This window comes from Kitasatospora sp. NPDC058162, assembly GCF_042884005.1.
GTDB lineage: Bacteria > Actinomycetota > Actinomycetes > Streptomycetales > Streptomycetaceae > Kitasatospora.
Map to the genome: position 1 here is coordinate 1 of NZ_JBHVUS010000101.1, position 1019 is coordinate 1019.

A 1019-nucleotide genomic window follows, 5' to 3' on the forward strand; every position below is an offset into this window, starting at 1 on the left:
TTAAGCCGGTAAGCAGAAGCTCTCTTTCCTTTTCATCAACAAGGCTGATCGTATTGACAGGCTGATCCGGCTTCTGGATGAGCTGCTGAATCGCTGTGAGAAGCTGAGATTTTAAGCGCAGGATAAACGCCTCATCAAACACATTCCCGTTATAGGCAAGCTTAATCAGCATCTCATCACCTGGAGAAGCCATCAGGTTGAGATCATAATTCGATTTCTCAAAAACGTGTACATCCTCCATATCAAAGCCGTTTTCACTGTTCTCTTCATTTTTTGCATCCTGAAGCGGATAATTTTCAAACACAATGATGTGGTCAATCAGCTTTGGCTGATCGGCCTGGCTTTGGATGTCATAGAGCGGCACATATTGATGCGGCTCAGACTGCAGCGATTGCTCCTGCAGCTGCTTGAGCAAGCCGTTAAATGTGGTATCCCCAGACAGCTTCACCCGCCTCGGGACAGCATTGATAAACAGCCCGACCATATGTTCAACGCCTTTGATTTCTGCGGGACGCCCGGAAACGACTGTGCCGAAGATCAAATCGCCGGACTGCTGGTAGCGGCTGATTAATACACTCCAAACCGCCTGCAGCGCCGTACTCAAAGTGGTATGCTGCGATTTTGCAAGCTCGGTAAATGCTTTTGTTTCCTCCTCCGGCAGTGAGAAGAGCAGCTCTTTCGGATCGTAGCCGTCCTTTTGTTTCTTTCTTTGCTCCGCAAATGTCGTTTGTCCTTCAAAATCTTCTAAGTACCCGCGCCAGTAATGCAGTGATGCTTGTTTATCCTGCTTTTCAAGCCACTTGATATAGTCTTTATACGGTTTGACCGGCTGCAGGCTGTACGGTTTTTGTTCGCGCAGGGCATTGTATACCTTAAACAGATCCTGCACGACGATGCCGAAGCACCAGCCGTCCAAAATGATGTGGTGGTAGCTCCACACCCATTCAAAGCTTTCTTCCGCTTTTTTGAAAATGGCTGCCCGCATCGGAATATCCCGCGTCAAATCAAAGCCCTTGATC

The 1019-nt window shown here is 48.2% G+C and carries 1 pseudogene; it reads right to left on the bottom strand.

The window, feature by feature from the left end:
- Positions 1–1019: pseudogene (srfAC, locus tag ACFVXG_RS46205) on the bottom strand (surfactin non-ribosomal peptide synthetase SrfAC); the annotation flags it as partial.